Source organism: Mesorhizobium sp. M7A.F.Ca.ET.027.03.2.1 (genome assembly GCF_003999175.1).
Taxonomy (GTDB): Bacteria; Pseudomonadota; Alphaproteobacteria; order Rhizobiales; family Rhizobiaceae; genus Mesorhizobium.
Window position 1 is genome coordinate 1 of sequence record NZ_RZOM01000029.1, and the last position, 14,468, is coordinate 14,468.

Here is a 14,468-nt window from a genome sequence, read left to right on the forward strand (position 1 = left end):
TAATTCGGTTTCATGCTTTGGCAGCGAGTTTCCACCCGAAGGCGAAAGACGCCTACAGGGCGAACGAAGGTTTGTCGGGGGAGCTAATTGAACTTAAGGAAGAGATCGCTCGACGTTATCTGATCGTTGATAAACCTTCTAACCACACGGTCGACTGGATTTTTCTGACGGAACAGAACGCACTTCTCTTAGAGGCGGCATAGAATATTCAGTTGTCTCCCAAGCTGCTTGTCGGCACAGGTCAGATGAAACCGGGTATGCAAAATGCACACGTAGGGATGCACCCCTAGTAATCACTTTGCGCGCTTTCTAGCTCCTCAAGGTCTGCTTGGTCATCGCGAAGAGTCCCAATGACCTCCGCCCAAGCATTCGTCTCAAGGAGACTCCGGGGCAATCTGCTGTCCAACATCAGCAATGCCAACGCAAAGCCCTCAGGGTCCTTGTGGGGACGATCTCCAACGGCTTTGGCTAGGCTCGTAGCGTAGCCTCGTGCGCGCATCTCCAGAGCGGTATCATGGTCGACCTTTGGCTTGGTCTTGCCTTGAGATTCAAGGCGTGCTTCCTCCCATGTCATTTCCAACATCTGCGCTATGGTTCTACCAAGTGTCGCCAGCTCTCGCTTGACGCGCCGCATAGCGGCAACCGAGCCGTCCGCCACTGAGCAAGCGGTGACGATCTGGCTTTTCTTTAGTTCCGTGCAGACTACCAATTGCCACGCCTTGTTCATCTTCTCCGGGAGGCGCATCGGCATCTTATCCTTGGAGTTCAAGGAAACCGCCTCCGCCATGGCCTCATCAAGGCTGCCTGTGAAAGCGCGGACGGGGATGTTCTTGACGATCTTCGCTCGCTCGTACGCGATCCTCCTGTGGTGCCCGTCAAGGATGTACCAGTTGTCGCCTCCCCACCAGACCGTAATGGCCTCGAGATACGTCGGCTTCTCCGGGGTGCCAGCGGCCTTTGTAAGGACCTGAAGGTGCGCCTCGTCCTCTCCCTCGCGGTACGCAAGGTCTCTCGGCTGAAAGACGCTCTCAATGGTTCGCAAGTCCTCCAGATCAAGAACTTCGGGGTCCCCCTCGGAGCTCTCCGGGTGCGCCGCGAGCGCGGTGCGAATTGCCACTAGCGCGTCAGCAGTATCCAAGTCCTCCGGTATAGGTTTCCCCGTAGCCAATCCTGCTTCCTTTCGTAACGCTAAGCGGCAATCCAACTTCATTCACTCATGACTACGCAGCATCAGGCCGCCTTAGGGCGATCTTCACGGAGGCCAGAAGGGTGATACAGCCATCGCCAAACGACGACGCTACCGGCTGATCCCACAGGGGAACCCCGAGATGCAAGCAACTGTTTGACGCAGCTATAGCGTCCGCCCCGAGGAGCCTCTGGACTGCCCCTGAGACCTTTCTCCGCTGCAACTGTGTGTGCGACGACCAGACAGTCGGGTGCCTTGGGCCGTTTGCGGTGTAGAGGATTGTCGTCGTGTCCTTCGTCATCACAGGCATAGTCCATTTTCGGCTTGGGGTTCCCCTCTGGGTCGCCCAGCTTCCCGCCTGCGTCTCTATGAACCTCTTGCGAAATTCGGGGAGGCCATCGAAATGGAGCATGGCCCAGCCCTCGACCGCTGCCGCGCGAATGAACCATTCCCGGAAGTCCCCGCCATTCTTGGCTATGGTAGCTTTTACGATCTCGGCACGGCCTCGTTGGGTGATCCTGCGGTGCAAATCACCTGGCCGCACGGCCCAGCTCTCCGGACGGTTGAACTTCCGGGCCTGGAAGCGCAGTTCTTGCTCGATCTGGTCTCGCTGCATCGGCAGACAGTCCTGCTCGATCCATCGCTCAATGGCCTTGGAGAAGACCTCAAGTTCCCCGAGGCTCGGCACGGTGGCAACAGGGTCTCCGATGTCCCGAAGCCTATCAGCGTGGGACCGGCAGAAGCGGCTAAGCCCGGCTCGCGGATTGGTGCAACCTTTGTGGGTACAAGGTAGGGCTTCGTTCCGGAGCTTCCGAAACTTGGTGAGACTGGCGCGGTCGCTTCGGTCCTTGGTCATCCACGTTGTTGGGTTTCCCCGTTGGCTCGTCACTGTAATTCTCTGGGTTATCATAAGAGCGCGGAAGTAGCACTGGCTCCACGCTGGTATAGGAATCATGATTGTAGCAATAGATTATGGAGAATTTACGGTATGCAATCGGGACGCTGCATATATTTCTTCAGTTTGCTTATCTCCAACTTATGTCCTTTGCTGCGTCCCCCAGCACCGACACGCAGCTGGACGCATGTTGTGATGTCGATACGGGAGGCGATCTCAGTGAGGAGTTCTCGGTACCGTGCAGCGAACCCCAGCAACAAAGACCTCCCCAGAGGAGCTCCGCGTCCAAAGGGCTCTTGCACGTACATCAACTCGCCGCGCGGTCGGCGGTATTCAGCGGGACGTATTAGGAATTCATGTTCGACACGGCTGATAAAGTTCGGGGAAAACTGCTCACGGCCGCCCCCAGGGTGCCAAGCGACGATGAGATTGTTCAGCTGGTTGTAGTGGGCGTGGATCTCAACGGAGGGACGGGCCGTTTGCCAGTTTGAAGGCTTCAGAAGCGCCTCAACATTGGCGACTTGCACGCCAAAGTCGTCATCGGCCTGACTGAACAGCTCACGTCTGAAATCTTTCGCGCCAAGGTCCGCAGCGGCTTGGAGGTAGTCTGCACTGGTCTTGTCTGCCGCCGGATCAACGTATCGTTTCGCAGCTCGCTTCATGGGGTTTCTCCCTTCAGCGCTGCATTGGTTTTAAGGATGCGGAAAACGCTTGCTCTGCCGATTCCCAGCTGAATAGCAACGGCGTCTGCCGTAAGCCCCTCGGCCCTTAGGCGAAGCACGTCAGCAGTCTGACGCCGAGCGGTGGGGGCGCGGCCTTTATATTTGCCTTCGGCCCGGGCCTTGGCAATGCCCTCGCGCTGGCGCTCAAGCATGAGGTCACGTTCAAACGCCGCAATGCCTCCCAACACGGTAAGCATCAATTTGCCAGTGGGCGTCGAGGTGTTGAGATCGAGCGATAAGATGCGGAGCGCAACGCCCTTGCCCTCAAGGCCTTTAGCGATCTGCAACAGGTCCAGCGTCGAGCGTGCCAGCCGGTCCGGTTTGGTGACAATGAAGGTGTCCCCATCTCTGACATACTCCAGAGCCGCATCAAGTTGGGGGCGTTTCGTAGCGACTGAAGATAGCTCCTCGTGGAATATCTTCAGGCAACCTGCGGCCAAGAGGTCCCGCTGTTGCGCTGCTAGCCCTGCCTTTTGATCTGTGGTCGAGGTACGGGCGTATCCGACAAGGTGGCCTTGTGGCGCCGTGGGTTTTGTTGGTGGCATCCTTCACTCCGAGAGTATCATTAAACTCTATGAGAGTGTGATACGACGGTATCATAATGTCAATACCCACTTGTGTGATACCAAAAAGGCGAGTCCTTCTAGGTCTCAAAAGGGCAAGGCCTAATGGCACACCTCCCACTCGGAACTCTTGCGGTCAACTCCGGCGACGGTGGTTGTAGCGCGAGTTTGGCGCGACGAGGCAGCACCTCTCGCACAGTGCAAGGAAATTCGTGGGGCACCCCACGGGGGAAGATGGCTGGCTAGACAATGCAAAATCCGTAAACAGAAATTCTGAAAAAATGTCCGCGACGGTGATGCCTCAAGCCTCCCCAAAGGTCACCGGAGATATGCTAGGAGCGTGGGGAATAGCGTGGCCGCTTGGGACCTCGGGAGAAATGCATGTACGAAAACGCATTCAACAGCATCGAAAAGGACCTGAGGGCCGAGGAAGGAATTGCCAATGAATTGGACTATGTGGAGCAGACCTCCTGGGTCCTGTTCCTGAAGTACCTTGACGACCTCGAAAATGAACGCCGGGACCGCGCAGAACTAGACGGGCGAGATTACCGTCCTATCATCGATGGCGACCACCGATGGGACCGCTGGGCGGCTCCCAAGATGAACGGTGAATTCGACCACAACAGCGCCCGAATTGGCGATGATTTAATCCAGTTCGTAAATCAGGAGCTGTTTCCCTACCTTGCTTCCTTCCGCCAGTCCGCGTCGGGACCAAGAACCATCGAGTACAAGATCGGCGAGGTCTTCACCGAGCTGCGCAGTAAGTTCCGCTCCGGCTACATCCTCCGTGACGTGCTGGAAATTGTGGACGGTTTGAGCTTCAACACCCAGGCCGAACGTCACGAACTCTCCCAGCTCTACGAGACTCGCATACGCCGCATGGGTAATGCGGGTCGCAACGGGGGCGAATACTACACGCCTCGGCCGTTGATCCGTGCGATGATTAAGGTGGTCAAACCGCAGATCGGCGAGACGATCTACGACGGCGCAGTCGGGTCTGCTGGCTTCCTCTGCGAAAGCTACGAATACATGCGCCGCGATGACGTGTCCGCGTCCGACTACGAAACCCTGCAGAATCGCACCTTCTTCGGGCAGGAAAAAAAGTCACTCGCCTACATCATTGGCATTATGAACATGATCCTGCATGGCATCGATGCGCCGAACATTGTCCACACCAACTCCCTCAACGAGAACGTGATGGATATTCAGGAGAAGGATCGCCACGACATCGTTTTGGCTAACCCACCCTTCGGCGGCGGCGAACGGCGTGAGGTACAACAAAACTTTCCCATCCGCACAGGCGAGACCGCATACCTGTTCCTGCAGCATTTCGTCCGCAAGCTGCGGGCTGGTGGCCGCGCCGGGGTGGTGATCAAGAATACCTTTCTCACCAATGCCGACAACGCGAGCGTGGCGCTGCGCAAGGAACTGCTGGACGGCAGCACACTGCACACAATCCTTGACTGCCCTCAAGGCACTTTTCAGGGCGCCGGGGTCAAGACAGTGGTGTTGTTTTTCGAGAAGGGCGCACCGACACGAGATATTTGGTTCTATCAACTCGATCCTGGCCGCAACATGGGTAAGACCAATCCCCTGAACGACGCCGATCTGGCAGAGTTCGTGGAACTGCAGAAGACATTCGCTGAGGGGCCGAGAAGTTGGCGGGTCAACCGAGCGAGCCTCGACCTTGAGACCTTTGATCTCTCGGTTAAAAATCCCAACGCGCCCGAGATGGCGGCGCTTCGGTCCCCTGAAGACATCATCGGTGACATGCTGACGCGCGACGCTGAGACGGCGGATATCCTAGAGAATATCCGGGGGATGCTGTGAAGGCGGGGTGGAAGCTTAGGCCGCTAGGCGAGGTGTGCAACCTGTTGAATGGCCGCGCCTACAAGAGAGCCGAGCTTTTAGATACAGGGAAATATCCAGTCCTACGGGTTGGCAATTTCTTTACCAACGATCATTGGTATTACTCTGACTTGGAGCTAGATGCGAACAAATACTGCGATGACGGAGACCTCCTGTATGCTTGGTCTGCTTCTTTCGGGCCGCGTATCTGGAAAGGTGGCAAGGTTATTTACCACTACCACATTTGGAAAGTGGTTCCTGAAGTAGGCCAGCTAGATCGTGATTTCCTTCACCATTTTTTTGATTGGGACAAAGAGCTGATCAAAAAGGATCAGGGAGCTGGCACGACCATGATGCATGTGTCGAAGGGATCAATGGAAGCGCGTTCCATCCCTCTCCCGCCGATCGAAGAGCAACAACGAATTGTTGCGGTTCTGGATGACGCGTTCGCTGGTCTTGCCCGGGCTCGCGCTCATGCTGAAGCTAACCTCCAGAATGCACGGCAGTTGTTTGAGAGCTTCCTTGGGACTGTTTTTTCAAAAGGCGCAGATGGCTGGAGATCGGCGCCTCTTCAGCAGCTTGTTGAGGAGGACTGCTCGCTTTCTTATGGGATCGTGCAGCCGGGGGATGAGGTATCTGAGGGACTACCAATTGTTCGGCCCACCGACCTTGGAGAGCGGATCGTTACCCTGAATGGCCTTAAGAGGATCGACCCCGTAAACGCGCAGGGCTACGGGCGTACCAATCTGAAAGGCAATGAAATCTTACTTTGTGTCCGGGGCAGTACGGGCGTTGTTTCACTGGCCTCAGAGGAGCTAGCTGGAGCAAACGTGACAAGAGGCATCGTGCCAATCAGGTTTGAGCCATCAGTCGTGAATCAGCAATTCGGTTACTACCAGTTTCTTTCCAAGCCCGTGCAGGACCAAATTAGGGCGGGGACTTATGGTGCTGCGCTGATGCAAATCAACATTCGTGATTTACGTCAGATGGTTTTCGTTGTCCCACCGGTGGCCCAACAGGACGACTTGGTTCAACGCCTCAGCAGCGTATCTGACGATTTTGATCGTTTGGTTGAGAATTACGAGCATAAAGTCTCTGAAATCGATGACCTTCGTAAATCCCTTCTACAAAAAGCGTTCGCCGGAGAATTGACATAAGACGGCGCCTAATGTCCCATGCCTTGGGAAATGCTTTGCCGAGAGCCTCTCAATAATGCCCACACGGAAAATCACGAAGAAGCGAGCAAAGCTACTGGCCGATCTGGAGTATCTGGTCGGCAGCAATTGCTATAATGGAAGCATTCAAAATTGGGGCCCCGGGGGAACGTTCGAAGGAGCGGGGCGTGGTTTTCGCTACCCAATGACCTTAATCGACGACAAGGGCGCGAAGATCAAACGGCGGCACCGTGCGGACGACGTCCCTCCTGAAGAGCTGATTACGGGGTACTACGCCTTCGGCGCAAATCAGCTCCAGATCGTTCTGGCGTTGGAAGAAGTACTTCAGCACCTCGAAAAGAATTATGGTTTAAAGCTCTAGCCCGATAATTGATTGGGGGGGACAATCGGATGGGCTTGGCCGAAGAGACGGAAGCTGACACCCGCGCAAATCGTATCGATCCGGCTCTTATTGCGGCGGGATGGGGCGTAGTTGACGGCTCAAAGATTCGCCGCGAACTCATCTGCCCTGGCCGTATCATGTCCGGCGGCAAGCGCGGCAAAGGATTGTCCTGCGATTACGTGCTAATTCACAAAGGTCACAAGCTTGCCACGCTGGAGGCTAAACGGGCGGGCATCAGCCACCGCACCGGAGTTGGCCAAGCCAAGGACTACGCACTGCGCCTGGGATCGCGCTTTGCCTATGCTTCAAACGGTCTGGACTGGTACAGGATCGACATGGCGACGGGGGCCGAGGGCGATATGGCATTGCCCTTTCCCTCGCCAGACGAGCTGTGGGGCCTTACGTTCGCCGACCACAACTATTGGCGTGAGCGGTTCGGGGAAGTCGAGTTCGAGACGGATGGCGGTAAGTGGGAACTGCGCTACTACCAACACAACGCGATCACAGCGGCGCTGGACGCAGTGGCAAAGGGCGATCGGCGCATCCTGCTGACGCTGGCGACCGGCACCGGCAAGACCTCAATCGCGTTTCAGATTGCCTGGAAGCTATTCCATGGTAAATGGAACCTTTCCGGAGAGCCGGTTCGCCGTCCCCGCATCCTATTCCTCGCCGACCGAAACATCCTGGCCGACCAAGCCTACAACGCATTTACCGCCTTCCCCACGGATGCCGTTACGCGGATTGATCCCGACACGATCCGCAAGAAGCGCGGGGTGCCAAAGAACGCCAGCATCTTTTTCACCATTTTCCAGACCTTCATGACCGGAGAAGGCACGCCCAGCTATGAAGGATACCCGAACGATTTCTTCGACTTTATCGTTGTTGACGAATGTCACCGGGGCGGGGCCAAGGATGAAAGCGAGTGGCGGGGGATTCTGGAGTATTTCTCTCCCGCAGTACAACTGGGCCTGACCGCCACGCCGAAGCGCAAAGTCAACGCCGACACCTACGCCTATTTTGGCGATCCCGTGTACACCTACTCCCTTCGCGAGGGAATTGAGGATGGCTTTCTGACGCCCTTCAAGGTGCGGCAGATGGCCAGCACCATCGACGAGTACGTCTATGACGGCACTGACACGGTAGTAAGCGGCGAGGTCGACGAGGATCGCAAATACGCCGAGGCCGATTTCAACACCCGGATCATCATTGAGGAGCGGGAAAGAAGCCGCGTCCTCGAGTTCATGAACCAGATAGATCAGCGGCAGAAAACGTTGGTGTTCTGCGCCACGCAGGACCATGCGGCTCGGGTTCGGGACTACATCAACCAGATTAAAGCGAACCCGAATCCGCTTTACTGCTGTCGAGTCACATCTGACGACGGCAAGCTCGGGGAGCAGCATCTGCGAGACTTCCAGGACAACGAGAAGACAATCCCGACGATCCTGACGACCTCTCAAAAGCTCTCGACCGGTGTCGATGCGCGCAACATCCGCAACATCGTGCTTATGCGGCCCATAGGCTCCATCATCGAGTTCAAGCAGATTATTGGCCGTGGAACCCGTACGTATGACGGCAAGGACTTCTTCACGATCTACGATTTCGTAAAGGCATACGAGCACTTCAAAGATCCCGAATGGGATGGCGAACCGTTGGAACCGGTTCAGCCGCCTGTCGGGGGCCCTAGATTGCCACCTGAGTGGCCACCGGAGCCACCCGAGGGGGGTGATGACGAGGGACCGGAACCAGTCGCCAAGCTGGTGATCAAGCTGGCTGACGGGAAGGAACGGGCAATTCAATACATCGCTTCGACCACATACTGGGGACCTGATGGCAAGCCAATGTCCGCCCAACAATTCCTTGAGAAGCTCTTTGGCGACTTGACCAGCCTGATTGGCACTGAGGACGAGTTGCGGCGCCAGTGGAGCGATCCAGAACAGCGCGAGCGGTTCATCGCGATTCTCGAACAACGGGGGTACGACGCGGAGAAACTGGCGGAGATGCGCCGCCTGATCGATGCCCCTAACAGCGACCTTTTTGATGTCCTGTCCTACATTCGGTTTACGACGCCGCCTAAAACTCGGACGGCGCGTGCTGACGGCGTCAGAGGGGAAGGGTTGATCAGCGAAGATCAGGAGATGCGCGATTTCCTGCTGGGTGTTTTGCGGTCGTACGAACTCCACGGCGAAACTGGCAACCAAAAAGCTAGGGGATTTCTTGACGGCACGATACGGGACCTTGTCTGACGCAAGAACGAGGTTGGGACCCATACCGTCAATAAAAGCGTCGTTTCTAGGGGTGCAGCAACGTCTTTATAGGGACTAAGGCTGCGGATGTCGGGCCCCCTCACGCGTCAACTGGCTCCGGCGTTAACTTAGGAAGCAGCACTGCCTCAACGCACGCCGTGAGTTGCTCTAGCGTTGGTCCTGCCGAATAGACACCGAATGCTATGCTGGCTCTCTTTTGGCCGACCACCGTCTGGATTGTGCTTTCTGGCTGACTGGCTCGTTCGGCCTTGGTGATGAACCAACGCCGGAAAGAGTGGAAGTTGACGAGGCTGCGCCGCTTGCCGTCGCGAACATCTTCCACTTGGACATCCCGTCGGTATGCAGTGAAGTGATTGGAAGCCTTAAAGGACCGCTCACGCATTGAGTCCTTCTTCCTCACAGGGGGCCACTCGGGGAACAGATCGTCGTCCGGCGACCTTCCTGCGATCCTGCGCTGTACGATTGCCGTGAGGTCCGTATGGATCGGACAATCCCGGGCTCCCGGTTCCTTCTTCTGCGGCTTGAATGTGAACGTGCCGCCCTGACAGTCCCTCACCTTCAGGTCCACTATCGCCTCAAGGCGGGCTCCTGTGAGGGCAGCAATGCGCATCAGGTCGTGCATCTGCTGGGTGGCTGGACCGGACAACAGCTTTACCACCTCGACGTCGGTGAAGGGACGTTCCTTGTCCTCGTTCAGAACACGCGGAACGGTATAGGTTCTTCCCGCCCAGATGTTGCTATCCACAGCATGGCGGTTCTCAAGCCATTTCCAGTAGATGCTCAGACGGACGATGTACTTGTTCAACGTGACAGGAGAGCGGCCCTGGGTGGAGCGGAACGCGTCCGCAAACCTGACCGCTTCGCGTTTGCCGAACGTCTCCAGAACGGCTGGAACGCCCTCACGCTTGCACCAGCCAAGCAAGTACCCCATGGCCCTTTCGTCATCGGCGCGAGTTCGCGCTTTCACGTCCAACTGGTCGAGATAGGTTTTTCTGTGGGCCTCCATGGGCGTTCTCTTGCCAAAGGCCACGTTGGCGAACTGCACCGCCGCATCATCCTTCCGCGCTTCAAATACTGGTTGCCCCTCGCCGTCGACCCCAACAGGCGGCCCAGCCAATTCCTCTGCACGATTGATGATCTCCAAATCAATGGGGTCGAGATCGGCCCCTGCATCCTCGATTCGCCTTCTAAGGGCGGCAAGCTTGAGCGCTTCCGCCATGACCGTTTCAGGAGACCGCAATTGGCCGATTTTGGCCTGAAGAGCTTCGATGACAGTCCACTTCAACCTGTTCGCTTCCGTCAGGCTGTCTGTCTCCAGGGATTGCTTGAGCTTGGTTTTGCCGATGGTCGCTTGGAGGTCTCGCGGGACGTTAACGACCACGCGCCACTTGTTCCCATGCAACTCCAGAAATCGTCTATCTGCATTACGTGGCGCTGGCATTTCCACCCCTGAGTACCCATTTGCGTACCCAGCGTGTGAACCATAGTGTTCTGTTTTTCAAGATGTTTTTGATAAAAAACGAGAAAAATGTGAAGAGGTTACCTCCTCCTCAGCTCCACCAGCGGAATAATTCTCCACGCTGCGCGCCAGATGCCCATCTCTGCGCCACATGCAGTCCGCGACGCTCGTCCCGGCTTGCCCCCGCGGTTGGCATTTGCTGTGCCAGCGCACCTTAAAAGGCCGCGCTACATCGCCTATTTCGCAATATCCGGCAAAACTTTTGTCAATTGGACTTATGGCGGAAGAGCTCGCTGATTGTTTTCGTTTTTTTTGGAAACCACCCCACTAAATTGACGTTACCAAATCAGTTTTTTCTGTGCGTTGTGACCAGGGCGTTTCGGCGGGGGCGACCGGAGACGCTATATCGATTTCGAGTCGAAATGAAAAATCCGCCTGCGGAAGCAAAGACGTGTCAATTCGCGACAATCTCGCTGCAAACCTTAGACGGCTGTGCAAGGACCATGCCTCCGTAAGCGCGGTATGCCGTGAGCTGCGCATCAATCGCACGCAGTTCGAACGCTATCTGCAAGGGCAGACCGTTCCCAACAAAGCTACCGCCAAGCTGATATGCGATTACTTTCGGATCGACGAAGCCGAACTGTACCAGGATCCCGGCGCACCCGAGCCGGCGATGCGTGGCCTGCCGCCGGTTTCCGAGAGCCTGTTCAACCAGATGATCCGCCCTCCGAGTCCTTCGATCGCGGGCGGCACCTATTTCACCTATTTCTCGATCCCGGGCCGCCTCGACCTCCTGATGCGCTCGGTGACCTTCGTGCGGCGCGAAGCCGAACTGGTCACCTTCCGAAGGGTCACCGGATGGTCGGAGCGCCGGGGGTCGACCTGGGCACGAGCGCGCGGCAATCACTATGGCGTGGCGATCTCGCGGCTGAACTGGATCTATTTCAGCGGCATCAATCGCCGCCAGACCGGAGAGCCCTCGCTGATCTCCGTGCAATGGGCTCCCATCTCCGAACCGGTGCTGATGGGCAAGGCCATGCTTCTGACGGAGGCCGGCCCGGCATTCGTGTCCGTCATCATGCGGCGCGACATTGCCAACATCCACCCAAGGGATGCCATCAGCATGGCGCATGTCATCAATCTCGACGATCCGGGCGTCGATCAACTGGTTGTCAGCCTCACCCGGGACGGGTTGGGCTAACCCTTCGGATCGCCGTGTCTTACGCCAAATAAGAATAAGCGTACGCGGATAAAGCGTATGCCAACGATTGTCTACTCTGTATGTGAATAAAATCGATATTTTACACTTTAATGCCAGGAAAGATAATCCACGGGTCAGTCTTAGGCTCGTGGTTTTACTATAATTTTAACAAACCATTAACTCTTCCGACCTTACCTTTCTTCACGCGGATCCCGTTCCGGGGGTCTTTCAACGGATCCCAAATTGGGGTCAGGAAAGGGATGAAAATGGCCAAGAAAGTGACCAATGCTCCGAAGCTGACGATTGCCGCCGGCACGCAGACCGTCTTCTTTTCGCAGGGCATGCACTACAACAAACGCTGAAGCCGTTCTGCGCCGACGAGCGTCTTGCTTGTCGGCGCCTCGGCTCCGCAGATGGCAACCAGCTTCATGAAAATGCGCTCTTCGAAAACGCTTGTTTTCTACCCCGGACCGAACAAGGTCACGGCATGCAACTTCCTGACCAGAAGCGTGTTTGAATGCAGCCCCGAGATGGTCGGCCTTCTCGCATCGTGGGACAAATGGGCATCTACGGCGGACATTGCCCGCGCCCATGGATGGTCGAAGTCCGAGTTGAAGGCTGTCGTTCCCCAGTTGCTCGATTTCTCCGCGCTGGTCACAGCCGGATCGCCTCTCGCCGAGCAGGAGGAACAGTTTTCAGGACAATGGAGTTGGGGGCTTCCGACGGCGCTGATGCATTTCTGCGTCCAGGACAGCGAATACATGACCATCGAGCAAGCGGAAGAGCGGCAGATAGAACGCGCCGGCCATACGCCGCAGCCGAACCTCATGCTCAAGAATTCCGCAGGCGCCATCCAGCTGCCGAATGCACTGGAAGACAATGAACTTCTCAGCTTGATGGCGCGGCGCCGCACCAACCGCACGGCGGCTCAGCCCACCATCACGGCCAAACAGCTTTCCGATTGCCTGTTCGCAGGGCTCGGCATCATCGGCGAGACCGCCAATTGCGTTGGCACCCTGCCGCTCGGCATGACCCCTTCAGGCGGCGCGCGAAATCCCTATGAGGCCTATGTGGTCGCGCTCGGCGTCGATGGCCTCGAACCCGGTGTCTATCACTATTCCGCCGCGGATCACGACCTTGGCAGGATTTCCGCAAACCATCTGCCGAAAATCTCCGAACTGGTCGGCGGACAGGAGTGGGCCGACGCCATGCCGTGCCTTGTCCTGCTTTGCGCCAAGCTCGATCGCACGATGTGGAAATATGAGGACGCCAACGCCTATCGTGTCGTGCTGATCGAGGCCGGCCATATCGGCCAGAACATCATGCTGGCAGCGACCAATCATGGCCTGTCGGCATGTCCGACAGCCGCGCTCAGCCATTCCGCCATCAAGCGGCTGCTTGGTCTCGACAGTTTCACCGACTCACCGATCTATGCCTTGACCCTCTCGACGCCGGAAAGAGATCCGTCCACGGCGGGCCAGTCCATCAATTAGTCGACCAACTATGTGCATCACAGCCAGTAACGCGTTCCCCAGGGTATAACCGGAGACAGGAGCAGCACGTGCCAAATCAATCCTTACGCCAGTCGGAAATCGATAGCCTTCAATATATTTCGTCGATGACCAATGAACTCGTGCAGATGGCCGAAGCAAGCCGTTTTCCGATGATCTCCTATCTGCTGGGCATGGCCTATGCAGAGGCCTTCGACGTTCTTCGCGGCGCACGGCCGGCCAGGCATGCGCAGCTCAGCGGCAACCCGCTGCACCCCAAGGCGCAGGCAAAGGACACTCGGGCCGCCCAGCCACGGAGAGCGTAGCGACATGCAATCGTCAGCCGCATGCGCGGTGGCCGGCTCGACCTCCCCAAACCGTTGGGAGACACTGTGCGCGTTGCAAAGCCTGCTGCCCTTCCTGAAGAAGGCCGCGACGGATCTGCGCCGCGCCGACATGGTCTACTGGTTCGAGCAGGCCGACGCCGAGGTCGCCAACATCATCAGGGGCCACCCCTCCGATGCAACCGCAATCCCGGCCCTGATTGCATCCTGCCCGCAGGACCGGCATCCGGTCGCTCAAGCTTGATGCCAAACGCGACGCGTTCATTGGCGCCGCTGAAAATGCTCTGATCACCAGTTTTTCAATTTCAGACCGGAACCTATTGCGCGTCTGGAATGCCCAGGGGGACCTGCACATGAACATGATAGCCAACATCAGAAGCGTCGATGCCAGGGAAAGCGTTTTCAGCCGGCTCGACGTCTTGATCGCCAGGCGGCCGCCATCGCCTGACGCCGCGCGGGTCGAGGCCCGCCAACTCGTCTCGATGGCGATTGCCGACAGCTGCCAGGCCGACAGTCTCTGGGGTACAGTGGACGCTTTCCACGCCCATTTCGACTTCATGATGCAGACCATCGAGATCAACGGCGCCGATGACCCGGGCCTCGGGCCCTTGCGCACGAAATGCCGTTTCTATCTCGAACAGGTCGAGGCCCTGAGCCTGTCGCTGACCTATTGACTGGCCGGCCGATCAAGTTCGGCTCTAGAGCAATTCCAGGAAAAGTGTGAAACGGTTTTCCCGGGAAAACGCATAGCGTTTTCCCTTGGGAATTGCGTCAAACAAAGAGTTAGAGCAGATCGCCGTTTCCGTGAAACGGTGAAATGCTCTAGTTGCGCAGGCTGAACACGAACGGCGCTGTACGGCTCAGACGCGAGCCGAGTTCCGGTGGCGGTTTCGGCACCGTGGCGCCTTGCAACACGGCGAGCGCCGCACGGTCCAGATC

At 57.1% G+C, this 14,468-nt stretch carries 15 protein-coding genes; 11 read left to right on the top strand and 4 right to left on the bottom strand.

The window, feature by feature from the left end; all coding sequences use genetic code 11:
- Nucleotides 1–203: hypothetical protein (locus EN750_RS39865; protein WP_210212722.1), on the top strand; the 203-nt coding region annotated here is incomplete at its 5' end.
- An 83-nt stretch (nucleotides 204–286) separates the two neighbouring features.
- On the opposite strand, the gene EN750_RS02735 is transcribed toward EN750_RS39865, so the two are convergent.
- Nucleotides 287–1,138, bottom strand: coding sequence for a ParB N-terminal domain-containing protein (locus tag EN750_RS02735; RefSeq protein ID WP_189526014.1), 852 nt, complete (start codon nucleotides 1,136–1,138; stop codon nucleotides 287–289).
- 451 nt (nucleotides 1,139–1,589) lie between these two features.
- Here EN750_RS02735 and EN750_RS02740 point away from each other — a divergent pair, with 451 nt between their 5' ends.
- Nucleotides 1,590–1,979 (top strand): hypothetical protein, encoded by a 390-nt coding sequence (locus tag EN750_RS02740; protein ID WP_127395567.1) that lies wholly within the window; start codon nucleotides 1,590–1,592, stop codon nucleotides 1,977–1,979.
- Between the two features lie 188 nt (nucleotides 1,980–2,167).
- On the opposite strand, the gene EN750_RS02745 is transcribed toward EN750_RS02740, so the two are convergent.
- Both EN750_RS02745 and EN750_RS02750 read right to left on the bottom strand, forming a co-directional pair.
- On the bottom strand, nucleotides 2,168–2,743 hold the full coding sequence (locus tag EN750_RS02745; RefSeq protein ID WP_127395568.1) for a hypothetical protein: 576 nt from the start codon (nucleotides 2,741–2,743) through the stop codon (nucleotides 2,168–2,170).
- Nucleotides 2,740–3,348 (bottom strand): recombinase family protein, encoded by a 609-nt coding sequence (locus tag EN750_RS02750; protein WP_127395569.1) that lies wholly within the window; start codon nucleotides 3,346–3,348, stop codon nucleotides 2,740–2,742. The genes EN750_RS02745 and EN750_RS02750 overlap by 4 nt, the downstream gene beginning before the upstream one ends.
- Nucleotides 3,349–3,747: 399 nt before the next feature.
- Between EN750_RS02750 and EN750_RS02755 the strand changes: the two genes are divergently transcribed.
- From EN750_RS02755 to EN750_RS02770, 4 genes are read left to right on the top strand one after another with little or no spacing between them, the layout of a single operon-like run.
- Complete coding sequence (locus EN750_RS02755; RefSeq protein ID WP_127395570.1) at nucleotides 3,748–5,196, top strand: N-6 DNA methylase; 1,449 nt, start codon at nucleotides 3,748–3,750, stop codon at nucleotides 5,194–5,196.
- Nucleotides 5,193–6,371, top strand: a complete 1,179-nt coding sequence (locus EN750_RS02760) for a restriction endonuclease subunit S (RefSeq protein ID WP_127395571.1) — start codon at nucleotides 5,193–5,195, stop codon at nucleotides 6,369–6,371. Before EN750_RS02755 ends, EN750_RS02760 begins: the two co-directional genes overlap by 4 nt.
- A 55-nt stretch (nucleotides 6,372–6,426) precedes the next feature.
- Nucleotides 6,427–6,750 (top strand): hypothetical protein, encoded by a 324-nt coding sequence (locus tag EN750_RS02765; protein WP_127395572.1) that lies wholly within the window; start codon nucleotides 6,427–6,429, stop codon nucleotides 6,748–6,750.
- A 29-nt stretch (nucleotides 6,751–6,779) separates the two neighbouring features.
- Nucleotides 6,780–9,014, top strand: coding sequence for a type I restriction endonuclease subunit R (locus tag EN750_RS02770; RefSeq protein ID WP_245482589.1), 2,235 nt, complete (start codon nucleotides 6,780–6,782; stop codon nucleotides 9,012–9,014).
- A 100-nt stretch (nucleotides 9,015–9,114) separates the two neighbouring features.
- Here the strand turns inward: EN750_RS02770 and EN750_RS02775 are convergent, their stop codons facing one another.
- A complete protein-coding gene (locus EN750_RS02775; RefSeq protein WP_127395573.1) occupies nucleotides 9,115–10,476 on the bottom strand; it encodes a DUF6538 domain-containing protein in 1,362 nt (453 codons plus the stop codon).
- 469 nt (nucleotides 10,477–10,945) lie between these two features.
- Here EN750_RS02775 and EN750_RS02780 point away from each other — a divergent pair, with 469 nt between their 5' ends.
- The 5 genes from EN750_RS02780 (at nucleotide 10,946) to EN750_RS02805 (ending at nucleotide 14,203) form a co-directional block, all read left to right on the top strand.
- A complete protein-coding gene (locus EN750_RS02780) occupies nucleotides 10,946–11,695 on the top strand; it encodes a helix-turn-helix transcriptional regulator (protein WP_127268065.1) in 750 nt (249 codons plus the stop codon).
- Between the two features lie 509 nt (nucleotides 11,696–12,204).
- Nucleotides 12,205–13,188 (top strand): SagB/ThcOx family dehydrogenase, encoded by a 984-nt coding sequence (locus EN750_RS02790; RefSeq protein ID WP_245482590.1) that lies wholly within the window; start codon nucleotides 12,205–12,207, stop codon nucleotides 13,186–13,188.
- Between the two features lie 68 nt (nucleotides 13,189–13,256).
- Complete coding sequence (locus tag EN750_RS02795) at nucleotides 13,257–13,511, top strand: hypothetical protein (protein WP_127268063.1); 255 nt, start codon at nucleotides 13,257–13,259, stop codon at nucleotides 13,509–13,511.
- Between the two features lie 4 nt (nucleotides 13,512–13,515).
- A complete protein-coding gene (locus tag EN750_RS02800; RefSeq protein WP_127395575.1) occupies nucleotides 13,516–13,773 on the top strand; it encodes a hypothetical protein in 258 nt (85 codons plus the stop codon).
- A 109-nt stretch (nucleotides 13,774–13,882) separates the two neighbouring features.
- Nucleotides 13,883–14,203: a hypothetical protein gene (locus tag EN750_RS02805; protein WP_189526017.1), complete on the top strand. Its 321-nt coding sequence runs from the start codon at nucleotides 13,883–13,885 to the stop codon at nucleotides 14,201–14,203.
- Nucleotides 14,204–14,468: the final 265 nt, after the last annotated feature.

Bases quoted from the DNA above. Each gene is read 5' to 3' on its own strand.
- EN750_RS02740 (WP_127395567.1), top strand. From the start codon at position 1,590: ATGGAGCATGGCCCAGCCCTCGACCGCTGCCGCGCGAATGAACCATTC.
- EN750_RS02745 (WP_127395568.1), bottom strand. From the start codon at position 2,743: ATGAAGCGAGCTGCGAAACGATACGTTGATCCGGCGGCAGACAAGACC.
- EN750_RS02750 (WP_127395569.1), bottom strand. From the start codon at position 3,348: ATGCCACCAACAAAACCCACGGCGCCACAAGGCCACCTTGTCGGATAC.
- EN750_RS02755 (WP_127395570.1), top strand. From the start codon at position 3,748: ATGTACGAAAACGCATTCAACAGCATCGAAAAGGACCTGAGGGCCGAG.
- EN750_RS02765 (WP_127395572.1), top strand. From the start codon at position 6,427: ATGCCCACACGGAAAATCACGAAGAAGCGAGCAAAGCTACTGGCCGAT.
- EN750_RS02770 (WP_245482589.1), top strand. From the start codon at position 6,780: ATGGGCTTGGCCGAAGAGACGGAAGCTGACACCCGCGCAAATCGTATC.
- EN750_RS02775 (WP_127395573.1), bottom strand. From the start codon at position 10,476: ATGCCAGCGCCACGTAATGCAGATAGACGATTTCTGGAGTTGCATGGG.
- EN750_RS02800 (WP_127395575.1), top strand. From the start codon at position 13,516: ATGCAATCGTCAGCCGCATGCGCGGTGGCCGGCTCGACCTCCCCAAAC.
- EN750_RS02805 (WP_189526017.1), top strand. From the start codon at position 13,883: ATGAACATGATAGCCAACATCAGAAGCGTCGATGCCAGGGAAAGCGTT.